The 23,314-nt window shown below is 66.6% G+C and carries 24 protein-coding genes; 16 read left to right on the plus strand and 8 right to left on the minus strand.

What is annotated here, in order from left to right; translation table 11 throughout:
* Nucleotides 1-88 precede the first annotated feature (88 nt).
* Entirely contained in the window at nt 89-928 is an 840-nt protein-coding gene (locus HPC46_RS23820) for a mycofactocin-coupled SDR family oxidoreductase (protein WP_179474535.1), read from the plus strand.
* Here the strand turns inward: HPC46_RS23820 and HPC46_RS23825 are convergent.
* Nucleotides 921-1,520, minus strand: coding sequence for a TetR/AcrR family transcriptional regulator (locus tag HPC46_RS23825; RefSeq protein WP_179474537.1), 600 nt, complete (start codon nt 1,518-1,520; stop codon nt 921-923). The two genes, HPC46_RS23820 and HPC46_RS23825, sit on opposite strands and share 8 nt — an antisense overlap.
* Nucleotides 1,521-1,671: 151 nt before the next feature.
* Here HPC46_RS23825 and HPC46_RS23830 point away from each other — a divergent pair, with 151 nt between their 5' ends.
* The 7 genes from HPC46_RS23830 to HPC46_RS23860 are packed head-to-tail and all read left to right on the plus strand — an operon-like array spanning nt 1,672 to nt 8,999.
* Entirely contained in the window at nt 1,672-1,887 is a 216-nt protein-coding gene (locus tag HPC46_RS23830) for a ferredoxin (RefSeq protein ID WP_179474539.1), read from the plus strand.
* Nucleotides 1,884-3,164, plus strand: coding sequence for a cytochrome P450 (locus HPC46_RS23835; protein ID WP_179474541.1), 1,281 nt, complete (start codon nt 1,884-1,886; stop codon nt 3,162-3,164). Before HPC46_RS23830 ends, HPC46_RS23835 begins: the two co-directional genes overlap by 4 nt.
* Before the next feature lie 15 nt (nt 3,165-3,179).
* Nucleotides 3,180-4,637: an aldehyde dehydrogenase family protein gene (locus tag HPC46_RS23840; protein WP_179474543.1), complete on the plus strand. Its 1,458-nt coding sequence runs from the start codon at nt 3,180-3,182 to the stop codon at nt 4,635-4,637.
* Nucleotides 4,638-4,673: 36 nt separating this feature from the next.
* On the plus strand, nt 4,674-5,276 hold the full coding sequence (locus tag HPC46_RS23845; protein WP_179474545.1) for a helix-turn-helix domain-containing protein: 603 nt from the start codon (nt 4,674-4,676) through the stop codon (nt 5,274-5,276).
* 56 nt (nt 5,277-5,332) lie between these two features.
* Nucleotides 5,333-6,013, plus strand: a complete 681-nt coding sequence (locus HPC46_RS23850; RefSeq protein WP_218894587.1) for a B3/B4 domain-containing protein — start codon at nt 5,333-5,335, stop codon at nt 6,011-6,013.
* Nucleotide 6,014: 1 nt separating this feature from the next.
* Complete coding sequence (locus tag HPC46_RS23855; RefSeq protein WP_179474549.1) at nt 6,015-6,680, plus strand: FMN-binding negative transcriptional regulator; 666 nt, start codon at nt 6,015-6,017, stop codon at nt 6,678-6,680.
* Nucleotides 6,681-6,719: 39 nt separating this feature from the next.
* Nucleotides 6,720-8,999, plus strand: coding sequence for a molybdopterin-dependent oxidoreductase (locus HPC46_RS23860; protein WP_325096748.1), 2,280 nt, complete (start codon nt 6,720-6,722; stop codon nt 8,997-8,999).
* 3 nt (nt 9,000-9,002) lie between these two features.
* Here the strand turns inward: HPC46_RS23860 and HPC46_RS35115 are convergent, their stop codons facing one another.
* Nucleotides 9,003-9,335 carry a MarR family winged helix-turn-helix transcriptional regulator gene (locus HPC46_RS35115; protein ID WP_325096749.1) on the minus strand — a complete coding sequence of 111 codons (333 nt, stop codon included), beginning with the start codon at nt 9,333-9,335 and terminating at the stop codon, nt 9,003-9,005.
* A 213-nt stretch (nt 9,336-9,548) separates the two neighbouring features.
* Between HPC46_RS35115 and HPC46_RS23870 the strand changes: the two genes are divergently transcribed.
* Nucleotides 9,549-10,400 (plus strand): oxidoreductase, encoded by an 852-nt coding sequence (locus HPC46_RS23870; protein WP_179474551.1) that lies wholly within the window; start codon nt 9,549-9,551, stop codon nt 10,398-10,400.
* Here HPC46_RS23870 and HPC46_RS23875 read toward each other — a convergent pair whose 3' ends face one another.
* Together HPC46_RS23875 and HPC46_RS23880 are read right to left on the minus strand one after the other, a co-directional pair.
* Nucleotides 10,401-11,615: an acyl-CoA dehydrogenase family protein gene (locus HPC46_RS23875; protein WP_005140981.1), complete on the minus strand. Its 1,215-nt coding sequence runs from the start codon at nt 11,613-11,615 to the stop codon at nt 10,401-10,403.
* A gap of 44 nt (nt 11,616-11,659) precedes the next feature.
* Nucleotides 11,660-13,042 carry an acyl-CoA dehydrogenase family protein gene (locus HPC46_RS23880; RefSeq protein WP_179474553.1) on the minus strand — a complete coding sequence of 461 codons (1,383 nt, stop codon included), beginning with the start codon at nt 13,040-13,042 and terminating at the stop codon, nt 11,660-11,662.
* A gap of 216 nt (nt 13,043-13,258) precedes the next feature.
* Here HPC46_RS23880 and HPC46_RS23885 point away from each other — a divergent pair, with 216 nt between their 5' ends.
* Nucleotides 13,259-14,497, plus strand: a complete 1,239-nt coding sequence (locus tag HPC46_RS23885) for a cytochrome P450 (RefSeq protein ID WP_179474555.1) — start codon at nt 13,259-13,261, stop codon at nt 14,495-14,497.
* Here HPC46_RS23885 and hisN read toward each other — a convergent pair.
* Nucleotides 14,491-15,291 (minus strand): histidinol-phosphatase, encoded by an 801-nt coding sequence (gene hisN, locus HPC46_RS23890; RefSeq protein ID WP_179474557.1) that lies wholly within the window; start codon nt 15,289-15,291, stop codon nt 14,491-14,493. The two genes, HPC46_RS23885 and hisN, sit on opposite strands and share 7 nt — an antisense overlap.
* A 23-nt stretch (nt 15,292-15,314) precedes the next feature.
* On the opposite strand from hisN, the gene HPC46_RS23895 reads away from it, so the two are divergent.
* The gene (locus HPC46_RS23895; protein WP_179474559.1) at nt 15,315-15,653 is read left to right on the plus strand and encodes a hypothetical protein; all 339 of its coding nucleotides are present in this window, start codon (nt 15,315-15,317) and stop codon (nt 15,651-15,653) included.
* Between the two features lie 15 nt (nt 15,654-15,668).
* On the opposite strand, the gene HPC46_RS23900 is transcribed toward HPC46_RS23895, so the two are convergent.
* Nucleotides 15,669-16,217 (minus strand): TetR/AcrR family transcriptional regulator, encoded by a 549-nt coding sequence (locus tag HPC46_RS23900; protein ID WP_179474561.1) that lies wholly within the window; start codon nt 16,215-16,217, stop codon nt 15,669-15,671.
* Between the two features lie 92 nt (nt 16,218-16,309).
* Here HPC46_RS23900 and HPC46_RS23905 point away from each other — a divergent pair, with 92 nt between their 5' ends.
* Complete coding sequence (locus HPC46_RS23905) at nt 16,310-17,494, plus strand: MFS transporter (RefSeq protein ID WP_179474563.1); 1,185 nt, start codon at nt 16,310-16,312, stop codon at nt 17,492-17,494.
* A gap of 50 nt (nt 17,495-17,544) precedes the next feature.
* Here the strand turns inward: HPC46_RS23905 and HPC46_RS23910 are convergent, their stop codons facing one another.
* Nucleotides 17,545-18,918, minus strand: a complete 1,374-nt coding sequence (locus tag HPC46_RS23910; RefSeq protein WP_179474565.1) for an FAD-dependent oxidoreductase — start codon at nt 18,916-18,918, stop codon at nt 17,545-17,547.
* 196 nt (nt 18,919-19,114) lie between these two features.
* Here HPC46_RS23910 and prfB point away from each other — a divergent pair, with 196 nt between their 5' ends.
* Nucleotides 19,115-20,233 carry a peptide chain release factor 2 gene (prfB, locus tag HPC46_RS23915; protein ID WP_179474567.1) on the plus strand — a complete coding sequence of 373 codons (1,119 nt, stop codon included), beginning with the start codon at nt 19,115-19,117 and terminating at the stop codon, nt 20,231-20,233.
* A gap of 4 nt (nt 20,234-20,237) precedes the next feature.
* Nucleotides 20,238-21,218 (plus strand): mechanosensitive ion channel family protein, encoded by a 981-nt coding sequence (locus tag HPC46_RS23920; protein WP_325096750.1) that lies wholly within the window; start codon nt 20,238-20,240, stop codon nt 21,216-21,218.
* Between the two features lie 187 nt (nt 21,219-21,405).
* Here HPC46_RS23920 and HPC46_RS35980 read toward each other — a convergent pair whose 3' ends face one another.
* Nucleotides 21,406-21,675 carry a hypothetical protein gene (locus HPC46_RS35980; RefSeq protein WP_179474579.1) on the minus strand — a complete coding sequence of 90 codons (270 nt, stop codon included), beginning with the start codon at nt 21,673-21,675 and terminating at the stop codon, nt 21,406-21,408.
* A 52-nt stretch (nt 21,676-21,727) separates the two neighbouring features.
* Here HPC46_RS35980 and ftsE point away from each other — a divergent pair, with 52 nt between their 5' ends.
* Nucleotides 21,728-22,417, plus strand: a complete 690-nt coding sequence (ftsE, locus tag HPC46_RS23930) for a cell division ATP-binding protein FtsE (RefSeq protein WP_179474623.1) — start codon at nt 21,728-21,730, stop codon at nt 22,415-22,417.
* Nucleotides 22,418-23,314: a permease-like cell division protein FtsX gene (gene ftsX, locus HPC46_RS23935; RefSeq protein ID WP_179474581.1), complete on the plus strand. Its 897-nt coding sequence runs from the start codon at nt 22,418-22,420 to the stop codon at nt 23,312-23,314.

Raw genomic sequence — 23,314 nt, forward strand, 5'->3', positions numbered from 1 at the left:
ACAGTATTGATCGATCGATCAAATTGTTGATCGACCCGTTGTCATCAGGCGCCGTACGCGCGTCAGGTCTCCCGAGACGAGGGATTTCATGGCTGGAAGAGTCGAAGGCAAGGTCGCTTTCATCACCGGTGCCGCCCGCGGCCAGGGCCGCAGTCACGCGCTCCGGTTGGCCCAGGAGGGCGCCGACATCATCGCCGTCGATGTCTGCAAGCGCATCAGCAGCAATGACGACATCCCCGCACCCACCCCCGATGACCTGGCTGAGACCGCGGACCTGGTCAAGGGTCTCAACCGCAGGGTCGTGACCGCCGAGGTCGACGTCCGCGACTACGACGCGCTGAAGGCCGCCGCCGACGGCGGGGTCGAGCAACTGGGCCGCCTCGACATCATCGTGGCAAACGCAGGTATCGGCAACGGCGGCCAGACCCTGGATCATGTCAGCGAGTCGGATTGGGACGATATGATCGGTGTCAACCTCACCGGCGTGTGGAAGACCGTCAAAGCTGCTGTGCCACATCTGATCTCTGCGGGACGCGGCGGGTCGATCATCCTGACCAGTTCGGTCGGCGGGCTGAAGGCCTACGCGCATACCGGCCACTACATTGCGGCCAAGCATGGGGTGGTCGGGTTGATGAGAACCTTCGCCGTCGAACTGGGGCACCACTCGATTCGGGTGAACTCGGTTCATCCGACCAACGTGAACACGCCGCTGTTCATGAACGAAGGCACGATGAAGCTGTTCCGTCCGGATCTGGAGAACCCGGGCCCCGAGGATATGGCCGTGGTCGCGCAGATGATGCACGTGCTGCCGGTCGGCTGGGTCGAGCCGGTCGATATCAGTAATGCCGTGCTGTTCCTGGCATCCGATGAGTCACGTTACGTCACCGGCCTTCCGATGACCGTCGATGCCGGAAGCATGCTCAAGTAGCTTGCGCCTGCTCGGGGGACGCGAACCGATTCAGGAAGCGCTCCACCAGCTCTCGCATCTCCTCGTGGCCTTCGGTCATCCCGATGGCGCTCTCGTTGCACAGACTGCGCGCGATTTGTGCAACGAGCATCGAGATCGCGACCGGCGGATATTCGGTCAGGTCCAGCCCGCGCGCGCGCATGGCGACTGTGGCAGCAGCGGTTTCGATATCGCGAACGCGCTCGGCGTAGGCCTTGAGCTCGGCGCTGATGGCCTTGCGATGGTTGGCCAGTGCGACGAACTCGGTGTACAGACCCGTCCAGCGCGGGTCGGTGTTGATGGACCACAAGGCCCGCAACGGTTCATCGGCGGTGATCGCCTGACGCATGCGCGCCAGCGATGCGTCGGAGCCGGACCGCAGCACCGCGACGAACAGATCGTCCATCGTCGGAAAGTAGTAGTACACCAGCGCGGACCGGACCCCGGCGCGTGCCGCCACGCGGCGAGACGTCGCGGCGGCGTAGCCATCTTCGAGCATGATCTGCGCGGTCGCCTCCATCAGGCGTTCGCGCGCGCCGGCGTCTTTGTCTTTGGTCTTCGGAGTCGACGCCATGGCGGCCATCCTCTCAAGACTGTTCCTCGCTTGGCTAGGCGCCGCCTCGGGGCCGGCTCTTGACCGGTTATTTCCGGGCGTGGTTAAGTATGTCCAACGCAGAATTTGATCGATCGATCAAACTTTGCCGAGCAATCGATAGGAGAGCGCGATGACTGCGGCTCGTTGGCGCGTGCAGGTCGACCGGGACCTGTGCGAGGGCCATGCCCTGTGTGTCGAGTTGGCCGCCGAGGTCTTCGACGTCGGACCCGACGATCTGGCGACCTGTCTCGAGTCGCCCCCCGACGAGCGGCGCGAGCAGGTCGAGGCCGCCGTGGCCGCCTGTCCGCGCCAAGCCATCAGTATCGTGAAAGGGCCCCAAGAATGACCGATTTGGCGACCGCCGATTACTTCTCCGACCAGGACATCGCCCAGGACCCCTACGCGTACCTGGACTACCTGCGCGGCCAGAACCCGGTCTTCCGCGAGCCCAACTACGGCGTCGTCGCGGTCACCGGGTACGACGAAGCCGTTGCGGCGTTCAAAGACTACGAGACGTTTTCGGCCGTGAATGCCATCGGCGGGCCGTTCCCGCCGCTGCCGTTCGTCCCCGAGGGCGACGACATCTCCGAGCAGATCGAGGAGCACCGGCACCTGTTTCCCATCAACGAGATGATGGTGGTGATGGATCCGCCGGCGCACACGCGGGCGCGGTCCCTGCTCAGCCGCCTGCTCACCCCCGCGCGGCTCAAGGAGAACGAAGACTTCATGTGGGAGTTGGCCGATCGCCAGCTCGACGAATTCATCGCCGACGGGCGCTGCGAACTCCTGGGCCAGTACGGCAAGCCCTTCGCGACGCTGGTGATCGCCGACCTGCTGGGCGTACCGGACGAGGATCGCGCGGAGTTCCGGCAGAGCCTGGGTGCGGGCAAGGAGCCGGGAAGCGCGGTCGGCGCCCTGGATCACACGCCGGTCGCGGTCAACCCGCTGGAATGGCTGGACGGCAAGTTCACCGGCTACATCGAGAACAGGCGCCGGCATCCCCGCGAGGATGTGCTGAGTTCCCTTGCGGCAGCTACGTATCCGGACGGCACGACACCCGCTGTCGTCGACGTGGTCCGGGCGGCGACCTTCCTGTTCGCAGCGGGGCAGGAGACCGTCGTCAAGCTGCTGAGCGCGTCGACGCGCGTGCTGGCCGAACGGCCCGACCTTCAGGACAAGCTGCGGGCGGACCGCAGCCTGATCGGTAACTTCATCGAGGAGTCGCTGCGCATCGAGAGTCCGACCAAGGTCGACTTCCGGTTGGCGCGCAAGACCACCACCTTGGGTGGCGTCGACATCAAGGCCGGCACGGTTCTGATGTTGTGCCTCGGTGCCGCCAACCGCGACCCGCGCAAATTTGAGCAGCCCGACGAATTCCTGGTCGACCGCAAGAACGTTCGCGAGCACATCACGTTCGGTCGTGGCATTCACACCTGCGCCGGGGCGCCCCTGGCTCGGGTCGAAGCGAAGGTCACGCTGAATCGGCTGTTGGACCGCATGACCGATATCGCCATCGACGAGACCCAGCATGGGCCGGCCGGGGACCGCCGCTACCGCTATGAGCCGACATTCCTGTTGCGGGGCCTGAGCGAGCTGCACCTTACCTACACGCCCGTCGCCTGAGATCAGAGGAGACCGATGACGCTGCAGACCGTCCTGGACGACATCGCCGCGCGCCCGGGCGCCGGGGAGCTCATCCAGATCATCAACCCGGCCACCGAGGAGCCGATCGCCGAATTCACCGACGGCGGAGCCGAAGCCGTCGACGATGCGGTTGCGCGCGCCCGGGCCAGCTTCGAATCCGGAGTCTGGTCGGGTAAGCCCGGCAACGAGCGCGCAAAAGTGCTGTGGCGGATCGCCGATCTGATCGATGAACACGCGATCGACCTGGCCGAGATCGATTCGTTCAACACCGGAATGCCGTACCTGCAGGCGCGCATGATCACCTCGACGTGCGCCGAGATGTTTCGCTACTACGCCGGCTGGTGCACCAAGCTCGAAGGCATTGCCCACGATGTGCAGCAGACGGGCGGCATCACCGGCGCGTTCTCCAACATGCACGCCTACACACTCAAAGAGCCCTATGGAGTAGTCGGGCTGATCTTTCCGTGGAACGGGCCGATCTTCAATTTCTGTGCCAAGCTTGCCCCGTCGCTGGCGGCGGGCTGCAGCAGCGTCGTCAAACCCGCTGAGGAGACGCCGCTTTCGGCGCTGCTGCTGATGCGAATTCTGGAGCAGGGCGGCATTCCGGACGGTGTGGTCACTCTGGTCACCGGTCACGGCCACACGGCGGGTGCGGCGTTGGCCGAGCACCCCGGCGTCGACAAGATCGCGTTCACCGGCTCGACCGAGGTGGGTAAGCGCATCGCGCAGGCGGCCGGCGCCAGTAACCTCAAGCGGGTCACTTTGGAGCTCGGCGGGAAATCGCCGGTCCTGATCTACGAAGACGCCGACCTTTCGATGGCCACCACCATGGCGTCGATGGGCATCTTCATCCATTCCGGTCAGGGATGTATCTGCGGCTCAAGGATTTTCGCGCACCGCAAGGTCTACGATCAAGTCGTGCAATCGGTGGCGGCCATGGCCGACTCGGTGCAGCTCGGTGGCCCGAAGGACGAAAACGCACTCATCGGCCCGCTCATCAGCGAGAAACAGCTGAGTCGAGTCATGGGATTCATCGACGAGGGCAGACGTGACGGGGTCGAGGTGGTGACCGGGGGGCACCGCCTCGATCGTCGCGGATACTTCGTTCACCCGACCGTGCTGACCGACGTCCACCCCGGGATGCGGCTGTATCAGCAGGAAATCTTCGGGCCCGTCGTCGCGATTCTGCCGTTCGACGACGACGACGAAGTTGTTGCGCTGGCCAACAACTCCGACTACGGCCTGGCCGCCACGGTGTGGACCAAGGATATCTCCCGCGCGCACCGGTTGGCCAAGCGCATCCGGTCGGGCACCGTCACACTGAACTGCCAGATGGTCTTCGACCATTCGATGCCGTTCGGCGGCTACAAGCAGTCCGGTTGGGGTTACGAGTGGGGCCGCGCCGGTATCGAGAGCTACCTGCAGACCAAGACGGTGTACGCGCAGCTCTAAGGACTATTGCACTATTAGTGCGATATAGTGCACTGCATGGACGGCAGTGCGGCAGCTCTCGCCACCGTGATCGGTGCCCGCGTGAGGCGCGAGCGCCTGTCGCGCGCGTGGACCCTCGACCAGTTGGCCGATACAGCGGGCGTGAGCCGGCGAATGGTGGTCAGCGTCGAACAGGGCGAGGTCAACCCCAGCGTGGGCACGCTGCTTCGACTCAGTGATGCGCTGGGTATCGGCCTGCCTGCGCTGGTTGAGCCGCCCCAGGTGGCGACGGTGAAGATCACCCGGCGCGGGGAAGGCGCGACGCTGTGGAGCGGCGAACATGGCGGCCAAGGCGTGCTGGTGGCCGGTACGGCGCCTCCCGATGTCGTCGAATTGTGGGACTGGACCCTGGCACCCGGTGACGCGCATGTCAGCGATGCCCATACGCCCGGCACCAAGGAACTGATTCAGGTCCAGCAGGGTTCGATCACGGTCACGATCGGCGATCAGTCGGCGACCCTTCGCGTCGGCGACGCGATGACGTTCGGCGGCGATGTGTCCCATTCCTACGTCAATGCGGGCGGGCGGCCGGCGCGCTTCAGCCTGGCTGTCTTCGAGCCGGGCGTCGGCTCGGGCGCCCCGCAGACCGGCGGCGCGTGATGGCTGAGAACGCGACGCTCAGCCAGGCGCTGGCCGGTGCTCGCGTCGAGGATGCGGTGTTCACGCTGCGGCCCGATTACCGAGCCTTGCTTCTGGCTGTCGACGGGCTGTCACCGGGCCCGACGGACGATGCGAGCGACGCGCTATTGGCGGGCGCTGAAGCTGCTGTCCGCGAATGCCTGTGCGGCAGGCCGGTGGAGGAACTGCCGCATATCGCCGCATGGCGGGAGGCATACCGGAGTTTCGGCGCAAAGCCACAACGCACTCGCAACAGTGTCGAGGCGTTGATTCGCCGAGCTGAGTCTGGGTTGCCGAGGGTCAACCGGCTCACCGATTTGTACAACGCGGTGTCGGTCATGCATCAGCTTCCGGTGGGTGGCGAGGATCTGGCGCGGTACATCGGCACGCCACGTTTGGTGCGGGCGCTGGGGACTGAACCGTTCGACACCGTGGCCGATGGCGGACCTGTGATCGACCATCCGGAGCCTGGCGAGGTGGTCTGGTGCGACGATGCCGGCGTGACATGCCGCCGGTGGAATTGGCGCCAGGCGCGGCGTACCCAACTGAGTGCGGACACGACCACCGCGCTCTTCATCCTCGATGCTCTCGGGACGATGTCGGACGTCGAATTGATATCTGCCGCAGACGATTTAAGTGCAAACCTCATCCGGTTGGGACCTGATGTCCGCATCGAGCGCCGACTCATCGCCGGCTCGGATAACCATCGAGGAGAATGACATGCTCATCCATCCCTGGGACGCCGCGCAGAGCGCCGGTGAGTGGCGCGACTGGCTGGCTTCCACCGACCGGTTCGGTGTGCTCGCGGTCAACAACGTGGATCCGGCCCAGGCTCCGTTGCTGCTGCCCACCCACTTCACCCTGGCCGGCGACGAGCTGCTGATCCATCTGGCCCGGCCCAACCCGGTCTGGCCGCATCTGGAGGCCGCGGCCGAGGTGCGGCTGGCCGTGATCGGCGACTACGCCTACATCCCCACCTACTGGCGGGCCAAAGCCGGCGGCCCCGACGAGGACGGTGTGCCGACCAGCTACTACTCCTCGGTCCAATTCGTCTGCCGTCCAACGATTGTCGATGATCCGCAGGGCAAGGTCGAGATCCTGGCGAGCCAGCTCGGCGACTTCCAGCCTGAGGGTCGGCACGCCGAGGTCGCCGTCGGAGAGGACCCGTACGGCCGGATGCTGCCCGGTATCCGCGGCGTCCGGCTCACGGTGGTGCGGGTGGAGGCCAAGTTCAAATACGACGACGCCAACCCCGTCGAACACCGGGAGCGGGTCGTGGGCTACCTGGAGGAGCGCGGCCGCCCCCTCGACGCCGGGGCGGCCGTCCAGCAGCGGCGCCGCCTGTCGGCGATCGGAGACTGGCGCACCCGGCGTGACCGGTCCTGACCGTTGTGCCGGCCCCGCTCACCCGCCTAACATGGACAGGTGTCCAGACAGTCGTCGGATGGTGGTGACCGTGTCACCCACCGGGTGACGTGCCCGCTCTGCGAGGCGATGTGCGGCCTTCGGGTCACGGTCGACGGCAATCGAGTCACCGATATCCGTGGCAATCCCGACGATGTCTGGTCGGCGGGCCACCTCTGCCCCAAGGGAACCGCGCTCGGCCAGATCCATGACGACCAGGACCGCCTGCGGTCACCGATGGTCAAGCAGGCAGGAGGAACCCACGTCGCGGTCTCCTGGGAGGAGGCCTTCGCCGAGGCGGAGCGGGTTCTTCGTCCGGTTCTCGACAGCGACGGCGCCGCAGCGATCACGGTGTACGTGGGCAATCCGGTCGCGCACAATCTGGGGCTGAGTTCCTACATCGGCGCGCTGGTCGGCATGGCCTCGGCCGCCGGGATGGGCGCGTACTACTCGCCGGGCACCGTCGACCAATGGCCGCTCAACGTCGTCGGGACCCTGCTCTTCGGCGGCATGTGGAACGCACCGATTCCCGACCTTGCCCGTACTGACCACCTGGTGATCATCGGCGCCAATCCGGCGGCCTCGCAGGGATCGATGCTCTCGGCGCCCAACGTCACGGGCCATCTCGCCGACATCCGTAAACGCGGCGGCCGAGTCGTGGTCATCGATCCCCGGCGCACCGAAACCGCCCAGCGGGCCGGCGAGTGGGTGCCGATCCGGCCGGGAACCGACGCGCTGGTGTTGTTCGCGGTGCTGCGCACGCTGGCGGCCGAGGGCTTGTTGCACCATCACCCGCACCTCGATGGGCGTGTCCAGGGCCTCGATGCCGTGATCGCCCTGGCTGAACCGTTCACCCCGGAGGCCGTCGAAGGACCGAGCGGGATCCCGGCCGCGACGATTCGCCAGTTGGCCCGCGATCTCGCGGGCGCGTCGAATCCCGTGCTGTACAGCCGCATCGGGGCCTGTACCCAGGAGTTCGGCACACTGGCCACCTGGCTGGTTTTCGTGCTGAACACCGCGCTGGGTGCCGTCGATCGGCGCGGCGGTGCGGTTTTCCCGACGCCGGCGGTGTACTCCCCGATGTTCATGAAGCCACCGGACCAGACCGGTCCCCGGTGGGAATTCGGCCGCTTCACCTCGCGGGTGCGCGGCATCGGTGAGGTGCTCAGTCAATTTCCGGTCAGCTGCCTGGCCGAAGAGATCCTCACACCGGGGGAGGGGCGGCTGCGCGCGATGATCGCGGTCGCCGGGAACCCCGCGATCTCGGCACCGGCGGCCGGCCGCATCGACGAGGCGCTCGCCTCCTTGGATGCGCTGATCTGCGTGGACAATTGGCTCAACGAGACCACCCGCCACGCCCACGTCATCTTCCCGGGGCTCTCGCCGCTGGAGCGCCCGCACGCCGACGACCTGTACTGGATGTACGCCGTCGCCTCCTGTCTGAAATGGTCGGAGCCGCTGTTCGCGCCCGACCCTGGGCGACCGTCGGAATGGGAAGTGCTCCTGCGCCTTTCAGGTGCTGTCCTGGGTACATCGGTGCCCGATGTCGACATTGTCGCGATGGATGACCTGTACACCGGCGGCCTGATCGCCACCATGTGCGCTCAGCCGGGCACGCCGCTGACCGGGCGGGATCCGGTCGAGGTGATGGGCATGCTGAAAGGGCAAGGGCCCGAACGGATTTTCGATCTCTACGTCCGATCGGGTCCCTGGGGTGACGGGTTGGGGGCCAACCCGGGCGGATTGACTCTCGACGATGTCCGGGCTCAGCCCGATGGTCTGCGGCTCGGGGAGCTGCAGGGCGGTCGCCTGGACGCCGCGGTCACGACGCCGTCGGGTGCCATCGAACTGGTGCACGACCTCTTCGTCGACGACGTGCCGCGCCTGCTCGGGCGACTGGACCGAGTCGAGGACTCGCTGTTGCTGACCAGCCGGCGGCATCTGCGGTCCAACAACTCGTGGTTGCACAATGTGCCGTCCCTGATGCGTGGCCGTGACCGGTGCACGCTTCTGATCCATCCCGACGACGCAGTGCGGGCCGGTGTTGGCGACGGCGATCTTGCGGAGGTCAGCACATCGGAGGGGAAGGTGTCGGTGCCGGTGGAGGTCAGTGACGAGATGATGCCTGGGGTGGTGTCGCTGCCGCACGGCTGGGGGCACGGTGTGCCGGGCAGTCGCCTCGGCGTCGCGAACGCACATCCGGGCGTCAACTCGAACCTGCTCAATCCGCCGGATCTGCTTGACGTGCCCAGCAATACCCAGGTGGTCAACGGCGTGCCATGCCAGGTTCGTCCGGGCTGAGCCTCAGCCGTCTATCGAGTCCGCCAGGCGCTGCAGCAGCTCGGTGAGCGCCAGCTGCTCCTTGCCCGACAGGATGGAAAACAACTCGTACGCGGCGGCGGTGTAGGCGCTCGCCCAGGTCTCGGCCTGGCGGCGGCCAGTGGCGGTGGTCTGCAGCAGGGTCACCCGACGATCCGACTCGTCGGCGAAGCGTTCGATCAAGCCCTCGCGGACGAGCGCGTCGGTCAGGGTGGAGGCAGTGCCCTGCGTGATGCCGACCGTCCTGGCCAGGTCCGTCAGCCGGACCGGACCGCACCGGTTCACTTCGAAGAGCACCTTGGAACGTGGGGTGGACACGCCATGGTCACCGAGCCGCTCGTCGAGGGCGCGGACGAGTGTCTTGCCGGCGCGGCCGAACGCGTCGGCGAGGGCGACGGCGCGCTGACGGGAATCGGCGTCGTGTGCTGAGCGCGGAATGTGGCTTCACCTCCCTGGGTTGACAGGAAGCGTAGCGCGCCGGCAATATAGTTTGACATCAAACAATTCGACCTCAATGCGAATGGAACATCGATGACACGCTTTCCGCTTGCCGGTTACCACGTCCACCGCGTCGGATTCGGCGCCATGCAGCTTCCGGGCCCGGGTGTGTTCGGGCCGCCGCGCGACCACGACCAGGCACTGGCTGTGCTTCGCCGCGCCGTCGACGCCGGCGTCGACCACATCGACACCTCGCAGTTCTACGGCCCCGATGTGGCCAACGAACTGATCCGCGAGGCGCTGTACCCCTATCCCGAGAACCTGGCCCTGGTCAGCAAGGTCGGCGCCCGCCGTGACGACCAGGGGGGATGGCTGCCCTACAACCAGCCTGATGAGTTGCGGGCCGGCATCGAGGAGAATCTGAAGACCCTCGGCGTCGACCGGCTGGCCGCGGTCAACCTACGGGTGATGGAGAACGAGGCCGACGCCCTGTTCACCGACCAGCTCGGCGCCATGATCACCGCCCGTGACGAGGGGTTGATCGCAGGCATCGGGCTGAGCAACGTCAGCCACGAGCAGCTGCTGCATGCCTTGGAGCTCACCGACATCGTGTGCGTGCAGAACCCCTTCAACCTGGTGGACCGCGCGTCGCAGCCCGTCCTCGACGAGTGCATCGCCCGCGATATCGCGTTCGTGCCGTTCTTCCCGCTCGGGTCGGCGTTTCACGAGGTGAATCCGGTCCTGACGCACCACCTCGTCGAGGGTGCGGCCACGCGACTGGGCTACACCCCGGCGCAGATTGCGCTGGCGTGGACGCTTGGCGTCGCCGACAACGTCCTGCTCATCCCGGGCACCTCCTCGCTGGGGCACCTCGAGGAGAACCTCGCCGTCGCCGATATCGAACTCGACGATGAGACCCAGCGGGAGCTGACCGCTGTCGCCTGACTACTTCAGCTCGGTCGACGACAGCCCGAGCAGCCTGCGGGCCACCACCAGCTGCTGGATCTGCTGGGTGCCTTCGAAGATGTCGAGGATCTTCGAGTCGCGGGCCCACTTCTCCAGCAGGGTCTGCTCGGAATAGCCTGCAGTCCCGGCCAATTCGACAGCCTTGAGGGTGATATCGCTGGCCACCCGGGCGGCCTTCGCCTTGCCCATGGAGGCTTCCTTGGAGTTCGGAATCGCGTTGTCGGCCTGCCACGCCGAGCGCACGGTCAGCAGGTAGCCGGCCTCCCAGTCCGCCTCCATGCGAAGGAATTCCGCGGCCGGCGCGCTCTGCGCGTGAGCGGGCTTGTCGTAGGAGATCTCCACGCCGGCCTCGGTCAGGATGGTGCGGAGCTCCTCCAGGGCGGCGCGAGCCACGCCGACGGCCATCGCTGCCACGATCGGGCGGGTGTTGTCGAAGGTCTCCATGACCCCGGCAAAACCCTTCTCCACGTGGATCTCCGGGTCGCCGAGCAGGTTCTCCTTCGGGATGCGCGCATTGTCGAACCGAATCACTGCGGTGTCGGAGGCCTTGATGCCGAGCTTGTGCTCGAGACGTTCGACGGTGACACCGGGATGCTCGCGCGGCACGATGAACGATTTGATGGCCGCACGGCCCAGCGCCTTGTCCAACGTCGCCCACACCACGATGTGGGTGGCCCGGGATCCGGCGGTGACGAAGATCTTCTCGCCGTTGATCACGTACTCGTCACCGTCGAGCACCGCGGTCGTGGACACCGCAGCAGAGTCGGACCCGAACGACGGTTCGGTGATCGCCATCGCGGCCCAGACGTTCTTACCCAGCCGCTCGAGCTGCTCGTCGGTGGCCACGCCCGAGATCGCGGCGTTGCCCAGGCCCTGGCGGGGGACCGACAGCAGTAGCGCGATGTCACCCCAGGAGATCTCCAGGGCATTGAGCAACGCGGACATGTTGCCGCCGTTGATGTTTCCCTTCGGCCCGTCATCGCTGTCGCGGAACGCTTCGGCGCCGGCGAAGGAGATCGTGTTCGCCTCCGAGATGCCCTCGAACAGCGTGGCCAGGGTGTCCAGCTCGACGGGGTAGGCGTGTTCGGCGACGTCGTACTTGCGTGAGATCGGCCGCAACATCTCCGCAGCACCCTGGTGGGCCTTCTCGATCACGGCTTCCAGCTTGCGCGGCATTTCGAGATTGATTGCCATGACTGTGTTTTCCGTTCGTTAGCCGGTAGGCGTTTGCCTGGACTTCAGAGAACAACAACACCCTCGGCGACGCCGATGGCCCGCAGATCGCGGTACCAGCGCTCGACCGGGTGTTCCTTGGTGTAGCCGTGACCGCCGAGCAACTGCACACCGTCCAAGCCGATCTGCATGCCCTTGTCGGTGCCCAGCTTCTTGGCCAGCGCGGCCTCGCGCGCGAACGGGAGGCCGCGTTCCGCGCGGGCGGCGCCGCGCCAGGTGATCAGCCGCAGGCCATCGAGTTCGATGGCGATGTTGGCGCACATGAACGCGACAGCCTGCCGGCGAGCGATCGGCTCGCCGAATGCTTCGCGTTCTTTGACGTAGGGGATCACGTAGTCGAGCACGGCATGGGAGGTGCCGACCGCCAGTGCGGCCCAGCCCAAGCGGGCCAACGCAATTGCTTCGGAGTAGTCCGCGTCGCCGGCACCGTCTTCGCCGAGGCGCGCCGACAACGGCACCGTCACTTTGTCCAGCTCCACCCGGCCCAGTGCGGCCGCGCGGATGCCCATGCTGGGATCGGCCTTCACCGACACGCCGGGCTCGGACGCCTCGACGATGAACAGCGCCGGCTTCCCGTTGAGTTGTGCTGCCACAATGAACAATTCAGCGTCGGCGGCGGCAGGAACCAATGACTTGACCCCGTCGAGGCGATAGCCGCTCGGGGTGCGCACCGCAGTGGTCTTCAACGCGGTGGGATCGAACAAGGCGTGCGGCTCGGCGATCGCCACGCAGGCCTGCGGCACGTTCTCGCCGGCAAAGGCATTGAGGTACGTCGCCTGCTGATCGGCGCTGCCCCAGTGCGTCAGCGCCGACGCGACGCCCCCGGGTGCCAGGATCGGCAGCGCCAGGCCCATGTCGCCGTAGGCCAGCGCCTCGGCCACCAGGGCGTTGGTGACGGTGGTGCGGTGCTCGGCGATGCCGTCGAAATCCTCGGGAACGTTGATGGCGGTGATCCCGAGCTCGGCGGCCTTGGCGATCAGGTCGGCCGGATAGGCCGCGGCCTCGTCGGCGGCGTGAGCGGCCGGACGCAGAATCTCCTCGGCGAACTCGTCGACCGTCGCAACGATCATCTTCTGGTCGTCGTCGGGGGTCAGGTCGAAATAGTCTGCGCCGCTGGGCCGCAGCCGCGTCGGCTCCTTGCCGATGCCCTGGACTCTCTTGAACTGACGGGTGACTGCCCCGCCTGTCGAGAACGCTTGCTTGACACCGTATTTCAGGCCGCGGTTGAGCGGATCGCGCAGGTGGTAACGGTCCAGGAAGTCCTGGCCGACCAGCGGCGTGATGATTGCCAGTCCGATGTCGGTGATGGACCGCCTGTGCTTGAACTGCCCGACCGCGCTGTCGCGGGCCCGGGTGCTCGTTGTTGTGGGCGGAAGTGTGTTGGTCATTTTCGTCAGCCTCGTCGACGGTGGGCGGTGCTGGTCAGAACGCGCTGACACCTATCTTACTCCAAAGTAAGGTAGGCGGCGGAACCCCAAACGGCCGGCAGGTTTTGTTGAGTAGGTCACACCGCCTGGAAATGGGGTAGTGGTCTACTCGCATCCGCACCCCGACTGCGTTCAAGACTCGATGGGAGAGTTATTCGAGCAGGTCTGGGGGCCGAAATGACCATCACCATCGACGCACCGCGATTGCCCAATGTGTTCGACGCCGGCTTGCCGGCCATCGACTACGACGCTGTGACGAATCCCGACGAGGCCCTGGCGATGCTGATGCGGGCGCGCCGGCAGGCCCCGATCGCGATCGGCCCGCACGGACCGGAATTCCTGAGCTACGAGATCGTCCACGACGCGTCGCGCGATCGCAGATTTCGCGTGCCCCAAGGGATGTTCCTCGCGTCCCAGGGCATCACGTCGGGTCCGTTGTGGGACCGGGTCGTCGCCACCATCATCAACATGGACGGTGACGAGCACCATCGGCTGCGGCGCCTGGTCTGCAAGGCGTTCACGCCCAGGGCGACGTCGCGACTGCGCACCACGGTCACCGACGTCATCAACGGATTGGTCGACCGGTGTACTTCCGGCGGACGCTGCGATGTCGTTTCCGACATCGCCCGGCACTATCCGATCCCGATCATCTGTGCACTCCTGGGTGTTCCGGACGGCGACTGGGAACAGTTCGCGACGTGGACCGACGAGTTCTTCAAGGCGTTCAGCTGGAATGTCGCCGAGTCGGTGCCGTCGATCCTGGCCGCATGGGACGAGTTGGACAGCTATGTCGACGACATGGTTGCCGAGCGACGGCACCGCCTCACCGACGATCTGGTCTCGGATCTGATCCGGGCCGAGGTCGAAGGTGACCGGCTCACCCTCGCCGAACTGCGGATGCTGGTGGCCGGGCTGCTGATGGCCGGCACCGACACCACGCGCAATCAACTCGCCGCGTCGGTATCGGTGCTGTGTGACCACCCCGACCAGTGGGCGCTGCTGGCGCGTCAGCCGGAACTTGCCGCCAACGCGGTCGAGGAGACCATGCGCCATTCGCCGATCGTGTTCGGCACGCTGCGCACCACGGTCACCGACGTCGAAGTCGCCGGATACGCCATCCCGGCCGATACCCTCGTGATCCTCAATTCTGCTGCCGCCAACCGTGATTCGAGTGTATGCGAGCACCCGGATCGCCTGGACATCACTCGCGCCGCAGCGTTGCCGATGCAAACGTTCGGCGGCGGCGTGCACTACTGCCTCGGTGCCAACCTCGCTCGCCTCGAACTGACCGAGGCGCTCACGGTGATGGCGCGGCGGATGCCGAACATCCGCCGCACCGGGCCCGCGCCGTGGAAACCGCTCAGCGGACTCAGTGGGCCGGCAACTCTGCCCGTGGAATTCGACCCCGGCTACTGACGGGCGGCCAGGCGCGCCAATGTCGCGTCATGCAGTAGTCCGTTGGTGGCTACGGCGTGCCCGCCATGCGGGCCGGGCGAGCCGTCGAGGTTTGTGAAGGTGCCGCCGGCCTCGCGCACCAGGATGTCCAGCGGGGCCAGATCCCACAGCTTGACCTCCGGTTCGGCGGCGATGTCGACGGCTCCTTCGGCGACCAGGCAGTAGGAGAAGAAGTCGCCATAGGCGCGCACCCGCCAGACCGCGTCGGTCAGGTCGATGAACTGTTCGCGCAGGCCCAGGTCGGCCCAGCCGGACAGGCTGGAGAACGACAGGCTGGCCGAGTCCAAGTCGGCCACGCCCGAGACGGCCAGCGGGCGCGCCGGCCCGCCCCCGGTGCTGGCGAAGGCGCCCAGTCCGCGGCCGGCCCACCACCGCCGGTTCAGTGCGGGGGCGCTGACCACGCCGACCACCGGCACACCGTCCTCGAGCAGCGCGATCAGGCTGGCCCAGACCGGCACGCCGCGGACGAAGTTCTTGGTTCCGTCGATCGGATCGATCACCCACTGCCTGCCACTGAAGACGGCCGTCCCGCCGTATTCCTCGCCGAAAACGTCGTCGCCCGGGAGTTCGTGGGACAGGATCGCCCGCAGGTCGGCCTCGACCGCTTCGTCGGCGTCGGTGACCGGGGTCAGGTCAGGTTTGGTCTCGATGCGCAGATCCAGTGCCCCGAACCGGTCGAGGGTGATCGCATCGGCCCGGTTGGCCAGCTCCATCGCCACCGAGAGGTCTGCCTGTACATCGTGGCCGTCGCTCATGGCAGCAGTCCTACCATGGCGGCATGTGGGAATTCGCGGTGATACTGCTCATCGTCGGCGCGCTGGTCCTGGTGTTGGCTCCGCGCTTGATGCGTCGCGGTCCGCGGGGTGAGGTCGCGCAGGGCACGCTGCTGGTGACCGGGGTGAGCCCGCGCCCGGACGTCACCGGGGAGCAGTTCGTCACGATCAGTGGGGTCATCAATGGTCCCACCGTCAACGAGCACGTGGTCTACCAGCGGATGGCGGTCGACGTGAACAGCTGGCCGACGATGGGGCAGCTCATTCCGGTGGTGTATTCACCCAAGAATCCGGACAACTGGTCGTTCGCGCCACCCGACCCGCCGCTCGGGTCTATGGGCTGATCCGCGGACCCCGCACTAGGTGCGCGGCGCGTCCACGCACTGGTCGATGATGCGGTCGATCACCGCGAGCAGTCCCTCGTCGAGCGGGGTTCGCGGTTGGCCGCCGAGCGCACTGGACATCGCGTGGTGGTAGAGCCCGTCGCCGATCAGCTTGATCGTGCGCGCGACGTCACGGTCGCCGAGCGCCTCGGTGAGCACGCTCAGCCACTGGTCCGAAATCATCTCGATCGCCGCGCGTGCCCTGGGATCGCCGGCCTGCTGTAGCCGGGCGACCGCGACCAGCGTGCGGTCCAGCGGGGTGTTCGCGTAGTGCGAGGTACGGATGTAATGCCGTGCGGGTCCGTCGGCCGCAGTGCGCATCATCTCGACATCCTCGGCGGCCAGGGCGATCAATCGATCGCAGAGCGCCTCGGCGAGCTGATCCTTGGCGGGGAAGTGGTAGAGCAGGCCGCCTTTGGACACCCCGGCCTTGGCCGCCACCGCGTCCAGCGTGGCGTGGCGCTCCCCATCGACGGCCAACGCGTCGGCATACGCATCGAGAATGCGCTCACGCGAGGTCGTCATCGGGAGAGTTTATCGACTTTCGCACTGTACCGTCTGGACGGTACAGTGCAGAGGCATCTGGAGAACTAGAACCAATTGATGGAGTGATAACCGTGCGCGCCTATGTCGAGCTCATTCGAGTTCCAGGCGTGGTCAACGTGACCGCCTCGCAGCTGTTTGCGCGGCTCCCGCTGGGGATGCTGTCGCTGGCGATCCTGCTGCACGTGCAGGCCCGGACCGGGTCCTACGCGGTGGCGGGAGCGGTGGTGGCAGCCACGAGCATCGGAGAAGCAGTGGCGATGCCCATGACGGCACGCCTGCTCGGCCGGATCGGTATGGTGCCGACTTTGGTGTCGGCCGCCGTGATCAACGGCATCTGCATGCTGGCGCTGGCTTTCGTCCACGTCCCCGCGACCGCCCTCATGGTGTTGGGGTTCGGAATCGGCGCCTCGGTGCCGCCGCTGTTGCCTGCGGTCCGCGCGCTGTACCCCCAGATGGTTCCCGGCGACGGGCTGCGGGCCCTGTTCGCGCTCGACACCACGGCGCAGGAACTCATCTGGGTGATCGGGCCGGTCGCCGCGACGTTCCTGGCGTCGGCGATCTCCACCGCGATCCCGCTGCTGTTCAGCGCCGCCGTCACCGTGGTGGGGACGGTCTGGTTCCTGCTCAGCGCTCGCCGGCTGCGGCCCGCGATCGTGCCCAATACGGTCGCATTCGGCCGCGTCCTGGCGAACCCCGCGGTCATTTTGGCCATGGTGGCCAGCCTCGCGCTGGTCGCCTCGTTCATGGCCCTCGAGGTCGGCGTGCTCGCCCTGTTCGGCAACCACAACCTCTCGGCCGGCGTGGCCTTGGGTGTGGCCAGCCTCGGGTCACTGATCGGCGGCGTGCTGTTCGGACATCGCCGGCTGGGCGTGCGCGGTCTGGCGATATCGATGACGGTCGTCGCCACGGGCACCGCAGTGTTCGGGCTGGTCGATGGCTACGGTCTGCAGCTGACCGCGCTGTTCGTGTCCGGGCTCGGCTTCGCGCCCGCGCTGGCCGCGCTGTACGTGATGGTGTCGCACGAGATCGCCGAGCACTCCACTGCCGAGGCGTTCGGGTGGCTCAACAGTGGCGCGCTCGTCGGTGGTGCCATGGGCACCGCGCTCGGCGGCGTGATCGTCGACAGCTACAGCACGTTCGCGGTGATCATGGTGTCGGCCGGCCTGGCCCTGGCCGCGGCATGCACGCCGCTCATCGCGCGTACGGCCGGTCCGGTCGGCGGGCTGTCCCGCGAGCGGGAGACCTGCGAGGTCTAGCCGTGCTGTATTGGCTGACTCCTCAACGCTCGTGCCTCGCTTGATCGTCGTCAGCCGTGCCCGATGCGCAGCAGCTCGGCGACGCTGGTCAGCTTCACCCGCGGCCGGCCGTGCGGCTCGCCGGCGCCGCGCTCGTGCGCGTCGATCAGCTTCCAGTGATCGTCGGTGATCAGCTTGGGCTGACGCGACAACAGCCATTCGACGAGCGTCTGGCCCTGATCGTCGCCGGCATCGCGGAGCTCGCGGCCCTCGAGGTCGGCCAGCAGCGTCGCGACGGTGTCCGCCGAGTCCTTCTTGTTGCTGCCGATGACCCCCGACGGGCCGCGCTTGATCCAGCCGACGACATATTCGTTGGCGCTGCCGTCGACGCGGCCGTCGGTGTGCGGAATCGTGCCCGAGCGGTCGTCGAACGGCAGACCCGGTGTCGCGATGCCGCGGTAGCCGACCGCACGCACCACCAGCTGGGCGGGCAGCTCCTCGCGCGCCCCGGTGTCCTTGGCGACGATGCGGCCACCCTCATCGACCAGCTCGTTGCGGCCGAGCACCACCGCCTCGACACGACCGTCGCCCTTGATCTCGATGGGCGAGGTCTGGAAGCGGAACACGATGCGGCGCTTGGCCCCCCGCGGTGGGGTCTCGGCATAGCCGCGCAGCACCTTGACGTTCAGTTTCACGGTCTTGCCCGCCGCCTCGAGCTGGTCGTCGGTGATGGAGTCGAAGTCCGCCGGGTCGACGATGACGTCGACGTCGGCCATGGCCTCGAGGTCGCCCAGCTCGCGCAATTCCATCGTGGTGAAGGTCGCCTGAAGCGGACCACGGCGGCCGATGACGACGACCTCTTCGACGCCCTTTGCGTGTAGCAGGTCGAGTGCGTGGTCGGCGATGTCGGACTTGGCGAGTTCGCGGGGATCGCTGACGAGAATGCGCGCGACGTCGAGTGCCACGTTGCCGTTGCCGACCACGATGGCGCGCCCGGACGAGAGGTCCGGCGCCATCTCTCCGAAGTGGGGGTGGGCGTTGTACCAGCCGACGAAGTCGACGGCGGCCACGCTGCCCGCCAGCTCCTCACCGGGGATGCCGAGCGGGCGGTCGGACTGCGCCCCGATCGCGTACACGACGGCGTCGTAGCGCTCCGCAAGCTCCTCGGCCTGCACGTGCTCGCCGACGCGGATGTTGCCGAAGAACCGGAACCGCGCGTCGAGCGAGATCTTTTCGAACTGGGCGCTGATGGTCTTGATCTTCGGATGGTCCGGTGCGACTCCGGAGCGCACCAACCCCCACGGGGTTGGCAGCATCTCGAGCATGTCGACGTGAACATCCGGTCCGCCACCGGCAACCGAGCTGTCGGCAAACTTCAGCAGCGCCGCCGCCGCGAAGTATCCCGAGGGTCCCGCACCGACGATCGCGACATAGTAAGGACGCATTCCCGCGCTTTCTGTCCGGACCCGGCCGCGCGCAAGGGGCTGTCGCGTCGCAGTCGAGAAGCACCGCTATGGGCTGCGCGGCGCCACATCCTGGTTACGGATGTGATGTTAGACGCGCGACCGGACCACGCGCCCCAGAAGTCTCTGGAGCCGCCGTGGATCACAACGTGTCGTGGCGCCGGTACCCTGAGGACCCGTGGACCTCGATCGTCAGTCAGATATCGCCGCCCTCGATTCCACCTTGACGACGGTGGAACGAGTGCTCGACGTCGACGGTCTGCGCGCCAAGATCGAGAAGCTCGAGCACGAAGCCGCCGATCCGAATCTCTGGAACGACCAGAGCCACGCGCAGAAGGTCACCAGCGAGCTGTCGCATGCCCAGGGTGAGCTGCGCCGCGTCGAGGAGCTCCGCCAGCGCGTCGAGGACCTTCCGGTGCTCTACGAGCTCGCCGCCGAGGAAGGTGGAGCAGGCGGCACCGAAGCTTTCGCCGAGGCGGACGCGGAGCTGACCAAGCTGCGCGAGGACGTCGAGGCCATGGAAGTCCGCACCCTGCTGTCCGGGGAGTACGACGAGCGCGAGGCCGTCGTCACGATCCGCTCCGGCGCCGGCGGCGTCGATGCCGCGGACTGGGCCGAGATGCTGATGCGGATGTACATCCGCTGGGCCGAGGCGCACAAGTATCCCGTCGAGGTGTTCGACACGTCGTACGCCGAAGAAGCCGGCATCAAGAGCGCCACCTTCGCCGTGCACGCCCCGTACGCCTACGGCACCCTCTCGGTCGAGCAGGGCACGCACCGGCTGGTGCGGATCAGCCCGTTCGACAACCAGAACCGGCGGCAGACGTCGTTCGCCGATGTCGAGGTGCTGCCCGTCGTGGAGACGACCGATCACATCGAGATCCCCGAAGGCGATCTGCGCGTCGACGTATACCGCTCCAGCGGCCCCGGCGGACAATCGGTCAACACCACCGACTCCGCGGTTCGGCTCACGCACATTCCCACCGGCATCGTCGTCACCTGCCAGAACGAGAAGTCGCAGCTCCAGAACAAGGTTTCGGCGATGCGCGTCCTGCAGGCCAAGCTCCTGGAACGTAAACGCCTCGAAGAGCGGGCCGAGCTCGACGCCCTCAAGGGCGATGGCGGGAGCTCCTGGGGCAATCAGATGCGCTCCTACGTTCTGCACCCCTACCAAATGGTCAAGGATCTGCGGACCGATTACGAGGTCGGCAGCCCCGCGGCGGTACTGGATGGGGACATCGACGGGTTCCTCGAGGCGGGAATCCGATGGCGCAACCGGCGAGATGACGACGATTGATCTCGTGGCCTCCGCCACGAGGACCAGCTTCGCCGCGATCGCATTCTCCGATCGCTGGCATGACTTCTGGCACGGCACGATCGGCGAGTGGATCCTGAGCAAGGGTCTGCGGATCACGTTGCTGATCCTCGGCGGGCTGCTGGCTGCCCGGTTCATCAACTGGTCGGCCCAGAAGATCTCCCGGCGCATCGACGCCGACTTCCGGGAAAGCGACGCCCTGGTCCGCTCGGAGAGCGCCAAGCACCGCCAGGCGGTGGCCTCGGTCATCTCGTATGTGGCGATCGCCCTGCTCGGCGTCATGGTGGTCGTCGAGGCCACCGACATCCTCGCGGTCCCGGTCAGCTCGCTGGTCGCTCCCGCGGCCGTCCTGGGTGCGGCGCTGGGCTTCGGCGCGCAGCGCATCGTGCAGGACCTGCTGTCCGGGTTCTTCATCATCACCGAAAAGCAGTACGGCTTCGGTGATCTGGTGTCGCTGACCGTGGCCGGTATCGCCAAGGAGGCGACCGGCACCGTCGAGGACGTCACGCTGCGGGTGACCAAGCTGCGGTCGTCGGAGGGCGAGGTGTTGACGATCCCCAACGGGCAGATCGTCAAAACCCAGAACCTGTCCAAGGACTGGGCGCGCGCCGTCATCGACATCCCGGTGCCGACCACCGCAGACCTGAACCAGGTCAACGACGTGCTGCATGGGGTATCCGAGAAGGCGATCGACGACCCGGAGTTGAAGGATCTGCTGCTGGACGCCCCGCAGCTGATGGGAGTGGAAAGCATCGAACTCGACACCGTGAACCTGCGCATGGTGGCGCGCACGCTGCCCGGTAAACAGTTCGAAGTCGGCCGCAAACTGCGCGTGCTGGTGATCGCCGCACTGATGCGGGCCGGCATCGCCAGCCCGGCCGACAGCTCGCCGGTGGTGGAGGCCATCGTGCACCCGGCGACCGCCGGCGGTGCCGAAGAGGGCCAGGGACCGGTGACGTCGAAGTGAAGCTGATGCCGACGCGCAGGGAAGGCCGCGGCTGGCCCCACTACATCCTGTGGGGACGGGTCCGCACGTCCACGGCCGTACTGTTGTCCGCCTTCATCGCGGTCTGGTGGCTGTATGCGACCTACCAGCCGGCTCCGGAACCCCCGGCCACCCAGGTGGTGCCGCCAGGCTTCATCCCCGACCCGTCCTATACCTGGGTGCCGCGCACCGACGTCCGGGATCGCACCACGACCACCAGGACGACCACCACCACGACGACGCCGACGACAACCACGACGACCGAGACGACCGAGCCCACGACATCGGAGACGTCCCCGACATCGCCGACGTCGCCGACCTCGCCGACGTCGACCACGCCGACATCACCTGCGCCGTTCCAGATACCCGGGCTGCCCACGCCGACGCCCACACCCACGCCGATTCCGTCACCGGCGCCGGGGCAGGGGCCCATGCTCACGCCCGCGGCTCCGACGCAGTAATCCGGCGTCCGGCTACACTGGCGTGCCGTGATGATCACCCTTGACCATGTCAGTAAGCAGTACAAGTCGTCGGCGCGGCCCGCCCTCGACAATGTCAGCGTCAAGATCGACAAGGGTGAGTTCGTCTTCCTCATCGGCCCGTCGGGGTCGGGTAAGTCGACGTTCATGCGGCTGCTGCTGGCCGAGGAGACGCCCACGTCGGGCGAGCTGCAGGTGTCGAAGTTCCACGTCAACAAACTTTCCGGCCGGCACATCCCCAAGCTGCGCCAGGTGATCGGCTGCGTCTTCCAGGACTTCCGGCTGTTGCAGCAGAAGACCGTGTTCGAGAACGTGGCCTTCGCGCTGGAGGTGATCGGCAAGAAGCCCGACACCATCAACCGGGTGGTGCCCGATGTGCTGGAGATGGTGGGCCTGTCGGGCAAGTCCAACCGGCTGCCTGCCGAGCTGTCCGGCGGCGAGCAGCAGCGCGTGGCGATCGCGCGGGCGTTCGTCAACCGCCCGCTGGTCCTGCTCGCCGACGAGCCGACCGGAAACCTGGACCCGGAAACCAGCAACGACATCATGGATCTGCTCGAACGGATCAACCGGACGGGCACCACCGTCGTCATGGCCACCCACGACCACCACATCGTCGACTCCATGCGCCAGCGCGTGGTGGAGCTCTCCCTGGGCAGACTCGTCCGCGATGAGCAGCGTGGTATTTACGGAATGGATCGTTAAGTGCGCTTCGGCTTCCTGATCAACGAGGTCTACACCGGACTTCGCCGCAACGTCACCATGACAGTGGCGATGATCCTGACGACGGCGATCTCACTCGGTCTGTTCGGCGGTGGTCTGCTCGTGCTGCGGATGGCCGACCAGTCTCGCCACATCTACCTCGACCGTGTCGAGAGTGAAGTGTTTCTGACCGACGACATCTCGGCCAACGACCTGACGTGTGACGGCGATCTGTGTAAGGCGTTGCGCGCCAAGATCGAGGCACGTGATGACGTCAAGTCGGTGCGATTCCTGAACAAGACGGACGCATACAACTTTGCATTGCAGAAGCTGCCGCAACTCGCGAAGGACGCCACCCCGGACACGTTCCCGGCATCGTTCATCGTCAAGCTCGACAACCCCGACCAGCACGTCGAATTCGAGAAGGCGATGCAAGGTCAGCCCGGGGTGCGCGGCACTCTCAACCAGAAGGTGTTGATCGACCGCCTGTTCGCGGTGCTCGACGCGATGTCCAAGGTCACGTTCGCGATCGCGGTGGTGCAGGCTATCGGCGCGGTTCTACTGATCGCCAACATGGTTCAAGTCGCGGCCTACACCAGACGTACCGAGATCGGCATCATGCGGATGGTGGGTGCGACCCGCTGGTACACCCAGCTGCCGTTCCTGTTGGAGGCGATGCTGGCGGCGTTCATCGGTGTCGTCATCGCAGTCGTCGGGCTGGTCGTGGTTCAGGTGCTGTTCTTGGACGACGCACTGGCCCAGTTCTACGCGGTGAATCTGATCGCCCGCGTCGATTGGCAGGACATCCTTTTCATTGTGGCGCCCTGGATGCTCGGAGTCGGTCTCGCGATGTCCGGGCTCACGGCCTACGTCACGCTGCGCTTGTATGTACGGAAGTAG

Origin of the sequence: Mycolicibacterium vinylchloridicum, from assembly GCF_013404075.1 — a bacterium.
Taxonomy (GTDB): domain Bacteria; phylum Actinomycetota; class Actinomycetes; order Mycobacteriales; family Mycobacteriaceae; genus Mycobacterium; species Mycobacterium vinylchloridicum.

Bases quoted from the DNA above. Each gene is read 5' to 3' on its own strand.
- HPC46_RS23820 (WP_179474535.1), top strand. From the start codon at position 89: ATGGCTGGAAGAGTCGAAGGCAAGGTCGCTTTCATCACCGGTGCCGCC.
- HPC46_RS23825 (WP_179474537.1), bottom strand. From the start codon at position 1,520: ATGGCGTCGACTCCGAAGACCAAAGACAAAGACGCCGGCGCGCGCGAA.
- HPC46_RS23830 (WP_179474539.1), top strand. From the start codon at position 1,672: ATGACTGCGGCTCGTTGGCGCGTGCAGGTCGACCGGGACCTGTGCGAG.
- HPC46_RS23835 (WP_179474541.1), top strand. From the start codon at position 1,884: ATGACCGATTTGGCGACCGCCGATTACTTCTCCGACCAGGACATCGCC.
- HPC46_RS23840 (WP_179474543.1), top strand. From the start codon at position 3,180: ATGACGCTGCAGACCGTCCTGGACGACATCGCCGCGCGCCCGGGCGCC.
- HPC46_RS23845 (WP_179474545.1), top strand. From the start codon at position 4,674: ATGGACGGCAGTGCGGCAGCTCTCGCCACCGTGATCGGTGCCCGCGTG.
- HPC46_RS23855 (WP_179474549.1), top strand. From the start codon at position 6,015: ATGCTCATCCATCCCTGGGACGCCGCGCAGAGCGCCGGTGAGTGGCGC.
- HPC46_RS23870 (WP_179474551.1), top strand. From the start codon at position 9,549: ATGACACGCTTTCCGCTTGCCGGTTACCACGTCCACCGCGTCGGATTC.
- HPC46_RS23875 (WP_005140981.1), bottom strand. From the start codon at position 11,615: ATGGCAATCAATCTCGAAATGCCGCGCAAGCTGGAAGCCGTGATCGAG.
- HPC46_RS23880 (WP_179474553.1), bottom strand. From the start codon at position 13,042: ATGACCAACACACTTCCGCCCACAACAACGAGCACCCGGGCCCGCGAC.
- HPC46_RS23885 (WP_179474555.1), top strand. From the start codon at position 13,259: ATGACCATCACCATCGACGCACCGCGATTGCCCAATGTGTTCGACGCC.
- hisN (WP_179474557.1), bottom strand. From the start codon at position 15,291: ATGAGCGACGGCCACGATGTACAGGCAGACCTCTCGGTGGCGATGGAG.
- HPC46_RS23895 (WP_179474559.1), top strand. From the start codon at position 15,315: ATGTGGGAATTCGCGGTGATACTGCTCATCGTCGGCGCGCTGGTCCTG.
- HPC46_RS23900 (WP_179474561.1), bottom strand. From the start codon at position 16,217: ATGACGACCTCGCGTGAGCGCATTCTCGATGCGTATGCCGACGCGTTG.
- HPC46_RS23910 (WP_179474565.1), bottom strand. From the start codon at position 18,918: ATGCGTCCTTACTATGTCGCGATCGTCGGTGCGGGACCCTCGGGATAC.
- ftsE (WP_179474623.1), top strand. From the start codon at position 21,728: ATGATCACCCTTGACCATGTCAGTAAGCAGTACAAGTCGTCGGCGCGG.